General features: G+C 40.6%; 16 protein-coding genes and 1 pseudogene. 7 read left to right on the top strand and 10 right to left on the bottom strand.

Translation table 11 applies throughout. The features are described from left to right. From HGH47_RS11495 to HGH47_RS11485, 3 genes are all read right to left on the bottom strand, one after another. On the bottom strand, positions 1–1,632 hold a 1,632-nt coding region (locus tag HGH47_RS11495), incomplete at its 3' end, for a transposase domain-containing protein (RefSeq protein WP_432912463.1). Positions 1,633–1,667: 35 nt separating this feature from the next. Further along, on the bottom strand, positions 1,668–2,120 hold the full coding sequence (locus HGH47_RS11490; RefSeq protein ID WP_432912460.1) for a hypothetical protein: 453 nt from the start codon (positions 2,118–2,120) through the stop codon (positions 1,668–1,670). Positions 2,121–2,137: 17 nt separating this feature from the next. Beyond that, positions 2,138–2,389 carry a hypothetical protein gene (locus HGH47_RS11485; protein WP_432912028.1) on the bottom strand — a complete coding sequence of 84 codons (252 nt, stop codon included), beginning with the start codon at positions 2,387–2,389 and terminating at the stop codon, positions 2,138–2,140. Positions 2,390–2,533: 144 nt separating this feature from the next. Between HGH47_RS11485 and HGH47_RS11480 the strand changes: the two genes are divergently transcribed. Both HGH47_RS11480 and HGH47_RS11475 read left to right on the top strand, forming a co-directional pair. Then, the gene (locus HGH47_RS11480) at positions 2,534–3,226 is read left to right on the top strand and encodes a helix-turn-helix transcriptional regulator (protein WP_432912457.1); all 693 of its coding nucleotides are present in this window, start codon (positions 2,534–2,536) and stop codon (positions 3,224–3,226) included. Positions 3,227–3,331: 105 nt separating this feature from the next. After that, a complete protein-coding gene (locus HGH47_RS11475) occupies positions 3,332–4,312 on the top strand; it encodes a hypothetical protein (protein WP_432912454.1) in 981 nt (326 codons plus the stop codon). 477 nt (positions 4,313–4,789) lie between these two features. Here HGH47_RS11475 and HGH47_RS11470 read toward each other — a convergent pair whose 3' ends face one another. Beyond that, a complete protein-coding gene (locus tag HGH47_RS11470) occupies positions 4,790–5,068 on the bottom strand; it encodes a hypothetical protein (protein WP_432912451.1) in 279 nt (92 codons plus the stop codon). A 309-nt stretch (positions 5,069–5,377) separates the two neighbouring features. On the opposite strand from HGH47_RS11470, the gene HGH47_RS11465 reads away from it, so the two are divergent. Beyond that, positions 5,378–5,683, top strand: coding sequence for a hypothetical protein (locus tag HGH47_RS11465; RefSeq protein WP_212566220.1), 306 nt, complete (start codon positions 5,378–5,380; stop codon positions 5,681–5,683). Between the two features lie 69 nt (positions 5,684–5,752). Continuing rightward, positions 5,753–8,854: pseudogene (locus HGH47_RS11460) on the top strand (TOTE conflict system archaeo-eukaryotic primase domain-containing protein); the annotation flags it as partial. Between the two features lie 7 nt (positions 8,855–8,861). Here HGH47_RS11460 and HGH47_RS11455 read toward each other — a convergent pair. From HGH47_RS11455 to fic, 6 genes are all read right to left on the bottom strand, one after another. After that, a complete protein-coding gene (locus HGH47_RS11455; protein WP_230974598.1) occupies positions 8,862–9,095 on the bottom strand; it encodes a hypothetical protein in 234 nt (77 codons plus the stop codon). 49 nt (positions 9,096–9,144) lie between these two features. Next, on the bottom strand, positions 9,145–9,516 hold the full coding sequence (locus HGH47_RS11450) for a type II toxin-antitoxin system VapC family toxin (protein WP_212566219.1): 372 nt from the start codon (positions 9,514–9,516) through the stop codon (positions 9,145–9,147). Continuing rightward, positions 9,516–9,812, bottom strand: coding sequence for a hypothetical protein (locus HGH47_RS11445; protein ID WP_230974597.1), 297 nt, complete (start codon positions 9,810–9,812; stop codon positions 9,516–9,518). The genes HGH47_RS11450 and HGH47_RS11445 overlap by 1 nt, the downstream gene beginning before the upstream one ends. A 143-nt stretch (positions 9,813–9,955) precedes the next feature. After that, positions 9,956–10,498: a hypothetical protein gene (locus HGH47_RS11440; protein ID WP_212566218.1), complete on the bottom strand. Its 543-nt coding sequence runs from the start codon at positions 10,496–10,498 to the stop codon at positions 9,956–9,958. 177 nt (positions 10,499–10,675) lie between these two features. After that, positions 10,676–10,915 (bottom strand): PD-(D/E)XK nuclease family protein, encoded by a 240-nt coding sequence (locus tag HGH47_RS11435; RefSeq protein ID WP_371922032.1) that lies wholly within the window; start codon positions 10,913–10,915, stop codon positions 10,676–10,678. A 102-nt stretch (positions 10,916–11,017) separates the two neighbouring features. Continuing rightward, the gene (fic, locus tag HGH47_RS11430) at positions 11,018–11,893 is read right to left on the bottom strand and encodes a protein adenylyltransferase Fic (protein ID WP_212566217.1); all 876 of its coding nucleotides are present in this window, start codon (positions 11,891–11,893) and stop codon (positions 11,018–11,020) included. A gap of 271 nt (positions 11,894–12,164) precedes the next feature. Between fic and HGH47_RS11425 the strand changes: the two genes are divergently transcribed. From HGH47_RS11425 to HGH47_RS11415, 3 genes are read left to right on the top strand one after another with little or no spacing between them, the layout of a single operon-like run. Continuing rightward, positions 12,165–12,998, top strand: a complete 834-nt coding sequence (locus tag HGH47_RS11425) for a protein-ADP-ribose hydrolase (RefSeq protein ID WP_212566539.1) — start codon at positions 12,165–12,167, stop codon at positions 12,996–12,998. After that, the gene (locus HGH47_RS11420; RefSeq protein ID WP_212566216.1) at positions 12,982–13,842 is read left to right on the top strand and encodes an SIR2 family NAD-dependent protein deacylase; all 861 of its coding nucleotides are present in this window, start codon (positions 12,982–12,984) and stop codon (positions 13,840–13,842) included. Before HGH47_RS11425 ends, HGH47_RS11420 begins: the two co-directional genes overlap by 17 nt. Positions 13,843–13,848: 6 nt before the next feature. Then, positions 13,849–14,283 (top strand): Rrf2 family transcriptional regulator, encoded by a 435-nt coding sequence (locus HGH47_RS11415; protein WP_212566215.1) that lies wholly within the window; start codon positions 13,849–13,851, stop codon positions 14,281–14,283. The last annotated feature ends 62 nt before the right edge of the window (positions 14,284–14,345 follow it).

Here is a 14,345-nt window from a genome sequence, read left to right as displayed (position 1 = left end):
TGCAGCCTTACCGATGTCGTTTATGTCGCGCCTGACTTCTACTTTTTCGCCGATAAGCCGAACCATTTCAGGATTGTAGTAGCTGATACCGTCTATCGAGACGCCGTTGCGCTGGACAACCCGCTTTTCCCGTACCGTAAAGATGTATTTGCGATATTCTTCCGGCAGCTCGCGCTTGTGGTCAAAGGTTTCGGCAAACACTGCATCCGGTGTTTTACCGTCCATTCCTTGCCCTGAATGCTGCCAGCTCGAATTGAACCACGTTACAAACTGCGCAAAATCGCGCCGTAACTGATCCAACGTGTAGGTTACTTGTATCTTGTCCCGTCCATTGATGCGTCCCCAGAACAGTTTTTTATCTTCCGGAGCGTCAACCGTATTGGAGCCGACATAAAAATCTTGCGTCTTTGAAAAAAGTTCGCAGACGCTCCTAAAAAAGCGTTCAACCGGCTTTGATTGCCCCCGATAGGGAGTTGCAAAATGTACGTTCGTTTTGCAGTCCTGCAATACCCCTTCAATGAGCTCAAGCGTTTCTGTTTCAGGTCGTGTCCTCCGCTGTTTCCACTCGCTTCCGGCAAACCATTCGCTTCTAAAGTCCTTGCCGTTATCAACAAGCATATTTTCAAAAAGTCCATACTGCTCAACGCTTTGCGAAAATGCCCGCATAATCGTCAAGGTGTTCGGCACCACATCAATCCACCAGCCGGTAATGGTGCGGCTCCTCATATCCATAAAAAGCGTAACCCACGGCCGGAAAATGCGTCCTTCGTGAATGATGACAAAATCGAAGATATGATGGTCGCCGCAGCCCCATTCCATCGCCTTAAAGAGCGTATAGTCCCGCTCGATGTACGGATCGAATTTATCGTGATAGGCTTTTTGCCCTTCCCGATAAAAGACTTTGACCGAGTTCGGAATTTCTTTGATGTACCGGTTGACGGTAACGTATTTGAGATCGTAGCCGAACTGCGCTAAGTCGCGGGCGACCGACGCGGCGCTCGGCTTGCGTAAATCGAGGTAGAGCGAGTTGATAATCTCTTTTGCTTTTTCGTCAAAGCTCGCTCCCGCCCCGCCGCGTCTGCGGTCATATTGCGGGACAAGCCCTGCAATGCCGTGTTTTTGATAGACGGCAAGCCAGTTTTTATAAAAGTTCGATTGTGTATGGATATTGCCCCAGCGTCCGAGCCGCTCCCGTAAGTCAGCAGCGACTTCTCCGGCTTCGTAGGCAGCAATAAAGGCTTTTGCCGAAAGACCTGATTGTGAATAGCTTTCAATGAGCTTGACGCGCATCGCTGCGATGCGTAAGCCCGCTTCGCTTGACGCTTCAAGCGGTTTTATCGTTTTGGTTACCGCGCCACGTCCGTTATACGAGATGATAAGTACCTTTTTTCCTGCGTCAGATGTGGGTTTTAATGCCGTCTTAAGCGCCTGTAAATCCATTGAAAGAGACGCTGCATAGGCTCGCTGGATGTCGTCAGGGAGAAATTCGAGCTGAAATACTTGGGTCATACCGCCGTTTACTTTGATAGAGCGGTTTCGCCATTGCTCATTGCGAGCTCGCTTTCTAACACCTCGAGGGGTAATATTTAAAGTAATCGCTAATTCATCTACCGAAAGCCATCTTTTGACCATACCGTTACCTCGCTTACCGTATACGCTCCGCTTCTTTACGGGTTGAAAGACAAGCCTTCCTGTTTGAAAAAGGCGAACGCATCTTCAATTAACCGCTCCGGTGTTGTTACCAGCACGGTTGTTTCCCTGTGCTCCCAAGCAGCAGGGCGCCATTGCTGCGAACCTTCCGGACTCGGCAGCTGCTCCCAGCCGGCGAAAAGAGCCGGACACGCAGAAAAGTCTTCAAGGACAACGATATGCGACATATAGGGAACCTGCTGCATTAAGGCGACGATAGATAGATTAAGCGTAAAAAATATGCAAAAGTCATAGTCATCGTGGGTTAAAATGTATTCGAGAGTGGAAAAATAAAAGGGGGCAGCTCCAATGCTATAATGATCTCCTTTTGGAGCACGTTCATTCAGCGTTCGCAGCAGTGAAACTATTTCGGGTATTTGCTGTTCAGCTTTTGCGTAGTAGTCGTGATATACGCAGATATTGATTGTCATATTGTACCTCGCTTTTTTTACGCGCCTTTGCGCGGTTCGGTTTTGCATTCTGCCGGTATTGCGGCGATAAGTGCGTTAAAATCGGCATATCCAAGCACTTCGCAGAGCGCTTTTTGCGTCGGAATAGACCCCTTACGACCGTTCAAAAATTGTGATACAATATTTGAGGAGCGGTTTGCTTTAAGCGCTACTGCATCGTGGGTATAGCCGTTGAGCTTGAGCTGGTACTGGATCCAGCATCCCATCTGTTTGGTAATTCTGTTTGCCACAGTTTTGCCTCTTTATTTTTTAAGAAATCCTTGTGCGTAAGGATTTCTTTTTTTTGGTTATGTCGGTTCTATTTTGTACCGATATAACTATAATAAGCCTGTATAGGATATTTGTCAAGCTGTTTTAGGATGGATTTATAAGAAATGAATAAAAATATCGGAAAAAGGCTTAAAATAGTTAGAATTAAACTAGGTTTTAAGACTCAAAGTATGTTTGCAGAAAGATTGGGGATAAGTCAAAATGCTCTTTCAAAATATGAAAGCGGAACAACAGAACTATCTGATGAATTAAAAATTAAAATAAGCCGTTTTGGGATAAATATCCATTGGTTAGTTACAGGAGAAGGTGAAATATTCATACATAAGCTACCACAAAATGACGTATCTATACAGGAACCAAAAGAGGCAGTTGATGAAGCTTCTGCCTCCTCTATTGAAGATCATATAGCCAATTTAGCTAGCAAAATAAAAGAAGTCAGGAAAAAAATGGGAAAGTCTCAAAAAGACCTTGCAGAATTATTAGGTATTCCGCAGACCACTTGGTCAAATTATGAGATAGGTAAAGCAAAGCCTCCGCTAAAAATCCTTATGCAGTTAGCTGATTTAGGCTATGCTATTCCCGGATTTTCAAATAATGTAATACTTGGCAATAATAATACTCAGATCGGTAATAACAATCATATTGTACAAGCACCTGACAATTCATCCCCGCAATATCCCAGCGATGAATATGCTGAACTGATCGAGCTTTTATGTAATTATGCTCCGCCTAAAATGCTCAAAGAGCTTAAAGCAAAACTACTTAAAATAAAAGAGATGGCTGATGATACAATTTAGATAAACAGGGAAAGGTCTTATCGGAAAGGCTCAGAAAGCAATATTGAGAAAATGCTAGTAGTAGGATATACTATATTCATTAGTCTGATAAATAGGGGGTACTCTATGGCGCATACCGCAGTTACGGTTAAAAATATTACCACAGAAGAAGAACTTGAAAGCTTTATAGAGGCAATTTTTAAAGACTTTAAAGAGTTTGAAACTACAAAAATACATTTTGATAACAATTTATTTAAAATTCATCTCAAAATTAAAGGCGATAAATACAACGCTACTATTACGACATCTGTAATGAAGTATATACTTGATATTCAGAATTGTTTTTATAAATTATTCCAACAATATACGGGAAAAGAGCCTAATAAGGCTGAACGGCAAAGATTGGAAATAGTAGCAACTGTGAACAGCGGCAGTTCTGATATTGTTACGTTACTCATTGAACAATGTAATGTTATTCAGGAGGCAATAAAAAATATGACTGGAACACAAACTTTTGCAACGCTTATTGCAGGAATTTCAGTATTCTTACTTGTAAAAATATACAATAGAAGAGCAGATTCTTATGATAAAAAAATTGCTGCCGAAGCTGAACTACAAAAACAGAAATTACAAAACGAGAGAGATAGAGAACTTTTTGATACCATGCTTGAATCAGTAAAAATTCTTGTGGATGGGAGAACACGATCACTAAAGAATTTAGCTAAAATTGATGGTGCTGCTGAAATGGAAGTTGATGATCACCCAATTACAAAAGGTGAACTTTCAGAAAGAATAAAAAATCTTGCCGTAACAGAAGAAGAGATGATTGCTACTGAAATTGGAGATTATAAAATATCTGAAATAACGATGAATTTTGAAAAAAGCTCTGCAAAAGCGACCCTTATCAATAACACAACGACAGAAGTATTTCATAATGTGGTTATTCAGCCTAAAAGCATCATTGACGGCAGTTATACTATCTTAAAGAAAGCTCAAGACAAAGAGTTAGTTACACTGCAGCTTATTACTGTAAGAAAAAATAATAAATTGGTTCGTGCAACATTTGATAAGTTGTTGCCGTATGATCAAAGTTTGCATAAGGCGTAAAAATTCCTTATTTGAGTGCAAATTTTTCGTCAAAGGTCGGAACTGATTTAGTTCCGACCTTTACCTATTTCTGGCTATATCGGTTTTAATAAATCACTATATTATAATGACTTATATTGCTAGTTCCGACCTTTAGCAAATTAGGAATTCTCAGTTCCGACCTTTGGCAGAATCACGGGGTTTTAGGGATAAGGCTCTTTCTGTGAATTTTGATGTTTTTTGGGCTGTTTTTCCACTTGAGCGCATAAAACGGGGTTTAAACGGGGGAAATATTACCACTTGAAAGGTATTTTAATGGGTTTTAAGGCTTTTGAAGGGGTGTTGTGTTTTTAGCGGGTTCTCTCGAAAAACTCTCATTTTTTCTCGTTTTTTCGCATTTTTTCTTATTTTTTGCTGGGAAATTTTTCGGGGTGGTAGATTGGATAAGTTTATAGAGTGTATGGATTTAATTGGGGTTTTTGGGGCTTTTTGTAATTCCTAGTCTTGGGGATAGCCCACATCGATATACTGCATCCCCGCCGAAACATTTCCCTGCGGATAGCGTCGATCCGAATCGATGGAATCGTACTGCTGTATGGTGATGGAATCTTCCGTCGAAACGGAGTACTCAAAATCGCTGGTATATGAATGCTTAGCAATACAGATATTCGCATAAGAATCAAGCTCGTATACGGCGGTGAATCCCTTACCGTATTCGGAAGAGAATTGATACGTTTTAAAATACTCGTTCGGCAACGCACTCTTTTTTGTGAGCATACTACCGGTATATTCTATAAAACTTTGATAGCTGTTGGTCAATTTTGAAGGTATCTCCATTTTACAAGAAAATTCATCTGTCAATAATTGTATGTATTATACCGAAACTTTCAAGCTTATAAAATTCTTCATAAGGGAATCTCAAACGTAAAAAATCAACATACCCCGACGCGAGCATCGGGGTACAGTGCTCAACGTTTCGCACTGTATGTTCTCATAAGGTGGTTGCAGTCGGCTTTAATACCCTTCGTTACGACGCAAGCGTCGGGGTATTAAACCCTCCGCACGAATCAATCTCTGCTAAAAGATATGATTATCGCTGCCTTGAGTTCTGTCAATTTGAAAGAAATAACGGCAGACTCCGACGGTTTTATCCGGTTATCGTATTTCGGAAGGTATGCGACTCTTGCGAGAGCCTTATTAAAGGATGCATCGGTACTGCTGCCGGATGAGGCGTCCTCCGCTTTGGATGTAGGCAGCGAAAGCACCGTGCTGGAAAGCGGTGCAATAGCGGAAACCGCCCCCCCCTACGCCAAGCTCAAACACGCAGGCAGACTATCCCAAAAGCTGCTTTCCGTTAAGACGTCTCTAAAAACCTTATCGGATTTATTTTAAAACCGAATAGTTCATTTATTTCCATATAGAACAGGCCGATATATAATTTGTACGCACAATGGCCGATATATCAACCGTTATTTTATCATATTTGGAAACACTTTCTCACGAAGAACTTATCGGATTGATACGTTCTTTTGCAATGGCGCATGAAGATGTCCTGCTGCACCTTGAAGAAAAAAGCACCGCGGTAATCGCAAAAGGGGAAGTTTCGACAGCAGCGGATACATTCACGCCGTCACATCCGCTTGTTAATCGGAGCAGTGCAGCGCAGGAAAAAATCAATTTATATACATCGTTGTTTATCGGCCGACAGGATGTCTTTGCGCTGCGCTGGTATAATGCAAAATCAAATAAAAGCGGCTATTCACCGGTTTGCCAGAACAAGTGGCAACGCGGGAAATGCGATATGAAAAACTATTCGTGCGCTGCCTGTCCGTTTAAACTTCCCGTTCCACTCTCCGGCCGGTATATTTTTAATCATTTGGCAGGAAAAGATGCAGCCTGCCGCGATGTTATCGGGGTATATCCGCTCATTGAAGGGGATGTATGCCGGTTTCTGGCCTTCCTATAAATTCGACAGTTGAGAGAATATCAATTCTCGAAAACTGCCGAATTCGTGCGCGATAGCGCACACGTCAATAAGCAAGTTTCCGATAAGGAAACTTGACGGTTAACGAGGCAACCTTATTTGGTTGCCGAAGTTATACCTTCGATTTCGATTCGCATACGGGGAGTTCCGATTCGTGGAAAAAGGATGTGGCGGCTGTCCGTAAAACCTGTGCGGTATTTTCTATTCCCGTTTCGGTTGAAATATCGCGTTCAGGAAAAGGAGCTCACCTTTGGATATTTTTTAGTGAAAATATAGCCGCAAAACGTGCGCGCAATTTCGGCGCATTGATTTTACAGGCGGCGATGAATGAGCGGCATTCGTTACCGTTTGAATCTTTCGACCGTATGTTTCCTAATCAGGATGCAATACCGAAAGGAGGCTACGGTAATTTAATTGCTTTGCCGCTACAGGGACAAGCGGTAAAAAATCAGTGTTCGGTTTTTGTAGACGAAGATTTTATTCCATTCGATGACCAGTGGGCGTATTTAAACTCCATTAAAAAATTATCTGAAAAAGCCATGCGAGTATGCTGCGATGAAATTGCAAAAACCATACCGGACTTTTTGCCGAGCGATGTTGATGACGGTGAAATCAATACAATCGGTGATAGTGTGAAACCCAACGCGGCATACAAAGTTCTTAAAACATCGCAGGGGAATCGGTTCAACAAGGAATTGCCGCAAAGCGTACTACTGACGGAAAAAGATTTTTCTTCGATAGTACACATTACAGTTTCCAATCAAATCGAAATTGCAAAGAACGGAATCTCGGAGCGGGCGCTGGGAATATTCCGGCGGACAGCTGTTTTCTTAAATCCGGAGTATTTCAAAAATCTTCAGATGCGTCTCCCGCTGTATAACACTCCGCGTTATATCGATTGTTCTGCAGGAACTGAAAACGCCTTGTTGCTGCCGCGCGGTAATCTCAGTCAGATCGAAAAATTATTAAACGATTGCGATACGCCTTATGAAATTAAAGATGAGCGATATGCAGGTACACACATCGAAGTTAATTTTACTGCGGAATTATATGCAGAGCAAAATGCAGCTTTACACGCAATGCTTAAATCGGATATCGGAATTCTATCTGCCGGAACAGGTTTCGGAAAAACTGTAACTGCTGCTGCACTAATTGCGGAACGGAAAGTCAATACAATAATTCTCGTGCAAACGCACACGCTTTTAGAGCAGTGGAGAAAGGCAATCAAGCGATTTTTAAATTATGAAGCCGGAACAATCGCTGCAGGAAAAGATATGTCGACCGGAATTATCGACATTGCAATTATTAAATCGCTTACAGAGAAAAATTCGGATGCGGTAAAACCACGGCGACATATTTATGGTATGCTTATCGTGGATGAATGTCATCACGTTTCAGCTTTTGGAACGGAAAATCTCGTAAAGAGCTTCCGCGCAAAGTACGTATACGGGCTGACTGCAACGCCTATACGCCGTGACGGTCGGCAAAAAATCATCTTTATGCAATGTGGGCACATTCTTTATTCGACAACAGCAAAGCAGATGAGTAAAACACAAAACTTTGAGCATTATTTTATTCCCCGTTTTACGAACTTTCATATCGTTGCGGATAATACGGAAAGTTCAAAACATTCAATACAAAATTATTATTCCGAAATGATAAAAGCGGAGGCGCGGAATGCATTAATCGTTTCAGATGTGCAAACCGCTGTCAAAAATGGACGAACGCCGCTTATCCTGTCCGATAGAATCGAACATTTAAACTTGTTAAAAGAATATCTCAAAGATGCTGCGCTCCATGTTATCGTGATTACCGGTAAAGGGACGCAAAAACAAAAGAAAGAACAGCTTGAAACACTCAGACAAGTCCCTGCATCCGAATCGCTTGTCGTACTTGCAACAGGAAAATATGCCGGAGAAGGTTTTGACCATCCGCGGCTTGATACGCTTATGCTTGCAATGCCGTTCAGTTGGAAAGGTACGCTCGCACAATACTGCGGACGTCTGCATAGAAATTTTGTAGGCAAAGACGAAGTGCAGATTTTCGACTATGTTGATTTTCGTATTCCGGTTTTCGATCGTATGTATCAAAAACGGCTTAAAGGCTATAAGCAGCTCGGCTATGCGATAAAGCTCACTTCCGATTTAGAGCTATCACAGAGTGAAACGTCAAAATTGTATTCCGCCGATGATTACAAAACCGATTTTATTCACGACTGCATGAACGCAAAAAACTCCGCCGTCATCTGTTCGCCGTATCTTTCAAGAACGGAAATACAAAAATTTCTACCGCTCGTACCGAAAATACTTTCAAGCGGATGCAAAATTTTCATAATAACAAGGCTGCATAAAGATGAAGAACGGCAAAAAAAGCAGCAGCCGTATATCGATATGCTTGCAGCGGCAGGGGCTTCCGTTTTTAAAAGAGAAAACGTTTCTCAACGGCTTGCCGTATTCGATGAAAAAATTTTATGGTACGGTAGTATCGATTTTCTCGGATATTCGGAAGCGGAAGACTGCAGCATCCGTATTTGCAATCCTGAGATCGCATCGGCCATTGAAGTCGAAATTATTAAATAATCTAAATTTAACCATGAAAAATGATGGAATCTTCCGTCGAAACGGAGTACTCAAAATCGCTGGTATATGAATGCTTAGCAATACAGATATTCGCATAAGAATCAAGCTCGTATACGGCGGTGAAGCCCTTACCGTATTCGGAAGAGAATTGATACGTGTTAAAATACTCATTCGGCAACGCATTCTTTTTTGTGAGCGTACTACCGGTATGTTCTATAAAGGTTTGATAGTTTTTGGTCAATTGTGGTTCCCTTTGCTATAATTTTTCTCTATAAAAACCGTATAATGATCTATACCAAAATTAAATTCGGAATAAACTGAAAATCCTTAATATTCGCAGTATACAATGGTATATCCAATTCTAATGCTGTCGCAGCGATCAAGGCATCCGGAATCAAAAGACCGTGGCTTTTAGTATATCTTTCAATGAGCTTCTTTGCCTTTACAGAAATTGATTCAGAAATTTCCTCAATCTCAAAATCCGAAAAGGCTTTTTTTATGATGCCGACTTCCCGTTTATTAAAAGCTCCTACCATTAATTCCATATATGTAACGGAAGACATTCCCAAACCTTGTTTTCTATCTTGTTTAAGTTTTTGTTGAACACCTGTTTTTCCGCGAAGATAGTCTATAAGAATGCACGTATCACAAAGATAAAGCATTAAGAGCGCCCCCAAGCCTTGGTTCTTATTTCCTGAACAGAAATCTCTCTATCTTTCCATAAACCAAAGGCAGCGTCAAAGTCGGGGGCTTCTCTTTTATGAACTTTTATAGGGGTGTGTAAAGTTTGTACTATTTTATTAAGCAATCTGATTCTCTCGGTGTAAGAAAGCATATCAACTTGTGCTGAAAGTTGCTCAAAGGGTAGTGTTGACATATAAGAACCTCCATTTTTTGTAGTGTACCATATTTTATAAAAAAATTCATCTATGATAATTGGCAATAAGTTCAATTTCATTTTCAGTAGTGAACTTCTAAAAACCTTAGGCTTTAGAGGTTCACTTAAGCTTATTTACTTCAAGCGATTGATAATCAAAATGACATTGTTTTACATCGAAAACAGAGTTTTCCCGTTTGTCGGCTTTGAAAACGATATTATGCCTATTTTACTTTTAAAAATCTTTTCTTCACTCCAACTAGTAAATCTGTATAAAATTTTAGAAATTCATCAAGATTTTCTTTACCATTTAATGGTTCTATTTGTAGCCACACCCACTTATCATCTGCACCATCTATTTTAATTTTATAAACTTCTTCTAAAATTTTTTGATAGATTTTTTGATGTTCCTCAGAAATTTTCTCTTCATCATTTGTGAAACCAATTTGTAAGTTTCTGAATTGACCAAACACATATAAGTAATCTGAAGTTATATCATTTGTAATTACATATCCCCAACCATTAAAAGAAAAGCCCAATTGTTCAACAAAATTCTTTAATTGATCAGTTATAAATGAACTAACTATTGAGTTTTCTCCATTTTTGTCACCTGCAAAAACTTCAACTAAATCTTTTGCGGCCTTACAATTTTTTTCAGATGAATAAATGCTTTTAAGCAATTCTTTTTGATACTCCAACATCGCGACACTACCTCCCAAATGTCCAAGCAAAATTTTATATTGTTCTAGGTAAACTTTTGTAAGCATAACTTCTGGACTTGTTATATCTTTTGATTTAATAAACAATCATCTAAGAATTTTACTAAACTCCCTTTCTTTTTATTACTATCTATAGCGCTACGATATTTTAAGACCTTTCCATCAATTCCATTTTTTGCGTCTATTATAAGCTTGGTATAATCTTTAAATGATGAATGATAACTATCAATGTCCGAGAATTAATGTAAGATAAACGACCGTCATATCAACTTTGCTATTTTTTCTGAATTTTTGTTCCTGTATATATTTCATATACCTAACAATTTGATTCGGCTGGTCAGGAGCATAATTTAATTTATTTTCTATAATGATTGCTTGGTTATATAGATTTGTTATCAACAAATCTATATAACCCTTTTTCTCTTCATGGCCATCCCATACAGAATTATATTCTTCCTTTGAAATTTCGATCTTTTATTCCTTCAGTAAATCCAGCATGCCCCAAGTATACTCCTTTTTGGGATATATAGCAAAGATATGTAGCAAATATTCAGAAAATGGTGCATATTACTCCGCTTCTTCGTAATAATAGGAATAATCAATCCCTTTCATAAACATTTCACGGTCATTGATTTTGTCCGTCAGAGCATTTTGCAGCAAAGCTTTTATTTTACCTGAGTCGATTACGCTTTCCGCCATAGCTTTCAGATATTCTCTTTTATTGATTTTGCTCCAATCGATGCACTTTTTTAATGTACGCTTGAGAATTAAATCCAGCCATATCCTTGTTGTTCTCCCGTTACCTTCACGGAAAGGATGGGCGATATTCATCTCGACATATTTTTCTGCAATCTGTTTAAATGTTGTATCAGGCATTTTCTCTATTCCGGCAAGATTTTGTTCAAGAAACTCTGCTGCCGCAAACTGAAAACCGCCTTTTGAAATATTCACGGTTCTTATTTTACCGGCAAAATCATAGAGCCCTCCAAAAAGATAGGCATGAATCTGCTGTAATCCCTGTATCGTGCCAACTTCAATACTGTTCAGCAATGAACTTTCAAAGAGTGCGTATGCTTTTGTTTTACTCTTTGCGTCTACTGTTTCTTCAGAATAGGTAAACCACTGGATAAACGGCACGGATTTATTGTTCGGAAAATTTTTTGCAAGCTCTATCACCTGATTGTAATCCATTACATCCGATTTATATTTTTTCCCATCGGCAGCAGTTAATTTCAGTTGGGTAGTAGCGCTAACCAACTCAAGATTTTCTCTTCTGAGCTTTGCTTTTAAGTATTTCCAGTAGTTACGGTTCTTTTCATATTCGCGCTGCTCATTTAGAACACCGATGATATCAAGCACACTAAACCACCATTTGGACTGTTCTTCATCCCAAACGGCGCGAACTTCCGTATCATTAAAAAATCTAATCGATATTTTATCCATCTTGTTCCTTATGAGTCAAACAGCGTTAATATTTTCATAAAAAAACAAGAAGTTCTATTGACATTACAACAATTTTGTTGTATATTGATGTTGTAATCAGATTGAAACAACAATCGGTTACAAACTAATATACATGGGACCCGTTAAACTCAAGATTAATTCAGGGGCTTCCCAATCGGCGGAATACGCGCCGGATGGAGGTTTTTATGAAGGTAGCAGTAATTTGTTCAAACGAAAAGGTTGGAAAACTGGTTGTAAAAGAAGGTGAATGATGACACAGACGGAACGGCGGCTTTTCATGATTGAATATCTCCTTGCTGAACATCCACAATACGGTAATATGCAGATTCCCGAAAGTGAAACGGAACAAAAACAGCTTCTCCGCTCTCTGGTGAATGTACGCAAGGCTCTTCCGGCCAGTGAAGCATTTTTGCGTGTGCAAGATGAGTATTTGCAAGAAGAAAATACCGCGCGCGGAATTACCGAGCTTGCCGACTTAAAACCGGTTACCGCACGGGGCAATGGAGATTTGTATGTATGGCGCGGAGATATTACGACGCTCAAAGTTGACGCAATCGTGAATGCAGTAAACAGCGGAATGACCGGCTGCTGGCAACCCTGCCATGCATGCATCGATAACTGCATTCACACTTTTGCAGGAATCCAGCTCCGTGCTGTGTGCGATGCTATGATGAAAAAGCAAGGGCATGCAGAGCCAACCGGTCAGGCAAAAATCACTCCTGCGTTTAATCTGCCGTGCAAGTATGTACTGCATACGGTTGGCCCGATAGTAGATGGGGAACTTACTCAAACTGACTGCGATTTGCTTGCATCGTGCTATACTTCTTGCCTTGATCTCGCACAAGCTGCCGGTATTTCCTCAATCGCATTCTGCTGTATTTCCACCGGTGTATTCCGCTTTCCGCAGGAAAAGGCTGCGGAGATTGCCATCGCTACGGTTAAAAACTGGAAAGAAAAAAACGAGCTCGCAATGTTAAGATCGGACGCAGCAGCGGCAGCTGATAGCATAAAAGTGGTGTTTACTGTGTTTACTGAAAAAGATGAACATATTTACAAAAGGATTTTATATGACAGAGGCGATTGAGCAATTAAAACAACTGCTTGAGGAAACGGAACCCATTGTTATCGGCGCAGGAAGCGGACTTTCCACTTCGGCAGGGTTCACCTATTCCGGTGAGCGGTTTGAAAAATACTTTTCCGATTTTGCGGCAAAATACGGTTTTCAAGATATGTATTCGGGTGGCTTTACTCCTTTTACGTCACTTGAAGAACGTTGGGCATACTGGAGCCGCTATATTATGATAAATCGTTATATGAATCCGCCAAAACCGGTTTATACTCATCTACTTTCGCTTGTGCAAGGCAAAGATTATTTTGTGCTTACCACAAACGTTGACCATTGTTTTCAAAAAGCGGGTTTTAATAAAGAGCGGCTCTTTTACACACAAGGCGACTACGGGCTGTTCCAATGCAGTGAACCGTGTCATCAAAAAACATACGACAATGAAAAACAAATCCGCGCAATGTGGGAATTCCGCCGCGAGATGAAAATCCCGTCAGCGCTTGTGCCCTATTGTCCCGTTTGCGGAAAACCGATGAGTATGAATCTTCGCGCAGATGATACTTTTGTTACCGACGAGAGCTGGCACAGAGCATCAGATCGCTATACCACATTTTTGCAAAGCCGGAATATAGTACAAACGACTCAACAGGGGGGAGATGGAAAAGTCTTATTCCTTGAGCTTGGTGTTGGAAGAAACACCCCCGGAATTATAAAGTATCCGTTTTGGCAAATGACGGCACAAAATCCGAACGCGCGGTATGCTTGCATCAATTTTGGGGAAGCGTTTGTGCCATACGAAATACAAGAGCGCGCGATCTGCATCAATGATGACATTGGCAAAATTTTGCAGGAAATAGTACAATAGCAGAATATGAAAATCAGTGTTCGTTTTACAGCAGCGGTACATACGCTTTTGTGTATTCAGTATTTTGAAAAAGATATGCGCGTTACGTCGGATGTTATTTCCGCAAGCACGGGCGTAAACGCTGTTATTATAAGGAAGATTTTGCTGCAGCTGCAAAAAGCGGGGCTGGTGAAAACTGCGGCAGGGGTCGGCGGCTCGCACTTGGCAAAGTCGGCAGATACAATCACACTGCTCGATGTGTACAACGCAATCAATGAAGGCGAAGAAGAGCGGGATATTTTTAATTTTCACCCTAAGCCGAATCCCAAATGTCCTGTGGGAAGCAACATTCATCGTGTGCTTGATTCTGCATTAGAAGATGCCCAAAATGCAATGAAGGATTCGCTTAACAAAACAACAATTGCCGATTTAAGCATAGATTCTAGGGGAAGTGTTCCTTAAAATGCAATAGTTGAGAGAATGTCAATTCTCGAAGACTGTTGCATTTGTGCGCGGAATGCGCA

This window comes from Treponema sp. OMZ 805 (assembly GCF_050937395.1).
Taxonomy (GTDB): Bacteria; Spirochaetota; Spirochaetia; order Treponematales; family Treponemataceae; genus Treponema.
The sequence above is the reverse complement of the archived record's forward strand: the minus strand, read 5'-3'. Positions and strand labels throughout refer to the sequence as shown.

What these genes read in the sequence shown, in the direction of transcription:
- HGH47_RS11490 (WP_432912460.1), bottom strand. Translation starts at nt 2,120, where the DNA reads ATGACAATCAATATCTGCGTATATCACGACTACTACGCAAAAGCTGAA.
- HGH47_RS11480 (WP_432912457.1), top strand. Translation starts at nt 2,534, where the DNA reads ATGAATAAAAATATCGGAAAAAGGCTTAAAATAGTTAGAATTAAACTA.
- HGH47_RS11475 (WP_432912454.1), top strand. Translation starts at nt 3,332, where the DNA reads ATGGCGCATACCGCAGTTACGGTTAAAAATATTACCACAGAAGAAGAA.
- HGH47_RS11470 (WP_432912451.1), bottom strand. Translation starts at nt 5,068, where the DNA reads ATGCTCACAAAAAAGAGTGCGTTGCCGAACGAGTATTTTAAAACGTAT.
- HGH47_RS11465 (WP_212566220.1), top strand. Translation starts at nt 5,378, where the DNA reads ATGATTATCGCTGCCTTGAGTTCTGTCAATTTGAAAGAAATAACGGCA.
- HGH47_RS11450 (WP_212566219.1), bottom strand. Translation starts at nt 9,516, where the DNA reads ATGCTTTATCTTTGTGATACGTGCATTCTTATAGACTATCTTCGCGGA.
- HGH47_RS11445 (WP_230974597.1), bottom strand. Translation starts at nt 9,812, where the DNA reads ATGAAATTGAACTTATTGCCAATTATCATAGATGAATTTTTTTATAAA.
- HGH47_RS11440 (WP_212566218.1), bottom strand. Translation starts at nt 10,498, where the DNA reads ATGCTTACAAAAGTTTACCTAGAACAATATAAAATTTTGCTTGGACAT.
- fic (WP_212566217.1), bottom strand. Translation starts at nt 11,893, where the DNA reads ATGGATAAAATATCGATTAGATTTTTTAATGATACGGAAGTTCGCGCC.
- HGH47_RS11425 (WP_212566539.1), top strand. Translation starts at nt 12,165, where the DNA reads ATGACACAGACGGAACGGCGGCTTTTCATGATTGAATATCTCCTTGCT.
- HGH47_RS11420 (WP_212566216.1), top strand. Translation starts at nt 12,982, where the DNA reads ATGACAGAGGCGATTGAGCAATTAAAACAACTGCTTGAGGAAACGGAA.
- HGH47_RS11415 (WP_212566215.1), top strand. Translation starts at nt 13,849, where the DNA reads ATGAAAATCAGTGTTCGTTTTACAGCAGCGGTACATACGCTTTTGTGT.